The organism is Planctomycetota bacterium (assembly GCA_016872555.1).
In the GTDB taxonomy this organism is placed as follows: Bacteria; Planctomycetota; Planctomycetia; order Pirellulales; family UBA1268; genus F1-20-MAGs016.
The window spans coordinates 1-1,742 of sequence record VGZO01000144.1 but is presented as its reverse complement, the minus strand read 5'-3'; the positions used below and the strand labels follow the sequence as shown (position 1 = coordinate 1,742).

General features: G+C 69.1%; 2 protein-coding genes. One reads left to right on the top strand and one right to left on the bottom strand.

What is annotated here, in order from left to right; all coding sequences use genetic code 11:
* On the bottom strand, positions 1–931 hold a 931-nt coding region (locus tag FJ309_17565; GenBank protein MBM3956382.1), incomplete at its 3' end, for a hypothetical protein.
* 79 nt (positions 932–1,010) lie between these two features.
* Here FJ309_17565 and FJ309_17560 point away from each other — a divergent pair.
* On the top strand, positions 1,011–1,742 hold a 732-nt coding region (locus FJ309_17560), incomplete at its 3' end, for an aminotransferase class III-fold pyridoxal phosphate-dependent enzyme (GenBank protein MBM3956381.1).

Sequence of the window (1,742 nt, the reverse complement as noted above, 5' to 3'; positions counted from 1 at the left end):
CCGTGGCGTGACCGTCGCCCGCATGCCCAGCGTCGCTCCGTTTGCCGACATTCCCGATCGCGAGCGCCGTGACGGCTTTCCGCAGCTTGTGGTTCGGCGCAAACACCCCGTGATAGCGATGCCGGTGCTTCCGCGGCGGTGGGACGAGATCGGCCAAGCGATCGAGAAACTCAAACGGCGAGAGCTCGACGACGCCGTTGGCCCCCGGCCGGGTGGACTTGCGGCCGCGGCCGGGCCCGACCCAGTTGGCGGCTTTGTGTCTGGGCAGCACGTAGCGGATGCGGGCGATCCGGCCGTCTGGGCCGCGGATCACGGAGAGCCGCTCGAGCGCGAAGGGCGGCCGGGCGCAGTACCGGAGAAGGTGCTCAAGACTCTGAAAATAGCTGGGCACATCGCGGTCGAGGAGCGTGATCCGGACGCTCGCGTCGACTGAAAACCCGCTGTTCTCCCAGGCGAGCATGTCGGCGGCGGCAGCGGCGTTGAGGAGGCGAGAGCGCCTGAACCAGCGGATCACGCGGCGGCGCACCCGCTCGGTGAGCGCAGCCAGGTCAGCCTGGGTGATCGATCGGGCGGGCAGGAACGCCGGCGGGGCATCAGTGCCTACTTCGGCGGCAGCCGGCACGAAGACACCGTCGGTCACGCAGGCGTGCAGGTGCACGTGGTGGTTGAGCGCCGAGCCAAAGCGGTGCAGGAAGGAGATGCCACCGAGCCGCGGGCGGGAAGCGCTCGGTGCGTTGGCAGCAGGGTTGAAACCCGACGCCGCGAGCTGGAGCCGCTCGATCTCATCAAGAAAAATCTTCGTGAGTGCGGCGACGGCTCGGGGTCGGTCGGCGAGAAAGCCCCGCAGCCGCTTCGGCACGGAGATCACCCACTGCCGCACCGGTACCGGCGGGATGACGTGATCGGCGAGATGGGCGGCGGTCTGCGCCAACCCCGTCCTCGGTCACCGCTGGACGCCGGCAGGCTAGAGTGACCGGGTGTCCGAACTCCTTCTCGGGTGATGAACAGCCATGTCGATCGCAGAACCTTCGCTTCAGATTCGTCCCTACGTCGACCGCAGTTGGCGGGTGTTTCCGGCCGGCTCAAACGGCGAGTTCGGCCTGCCGGAGGAACTCTGCACCGTGATCGCGGAGGGCTCGGGCTGCACGGTCCGCGACGCGGCGGGCCGGGAATACCTCGATTTCACGATGGGTTGGGGGTCGGTGCTGCTCGGACACGGGCATCCCGGCGTGACGGCAGCGGCGATCCGCCAGATCCCGCTGGGGACGAACTTCGCCCACGTCAACGCCCGTTCGCTCGAACTGGCCGAGCGGGTCGTCGCCCTCAGCCCGGCCTGCGAACGCGTGCGGATGTGCTCCTCGGGCACGGAGGCGACGATGCACTGCATCCGCCTGGCCCGCGCCGCCCGCCGGCGGCCGGGAATCCTCAAGTTTGAGGGGGCGTATCACGGTTCGCACGACGTCGGCACCACGAGCCTGTTCGGCTCGAAACTCCCCCCCTGGCCGGAGCCGGAGCCCCTCGGATCGAGCATGACCCCGCGGGAGGCGGCCGACATGCTGGTTTCTCCGTTCAACGATCCCGACATGGCCTGCAGGCTGATCGCCCAGCATGCCGACGGCCTGGCGGCGGTGATCATGGAGCCGCTCCACCGCTGCCTGCCCCCCGAGCCGCGCTTCCTGCAGGCGGTGCGCCGAGCCTGCTCGGAGCATGGCGTGCTCTTGATCTTCGACGAGGTGGTCACC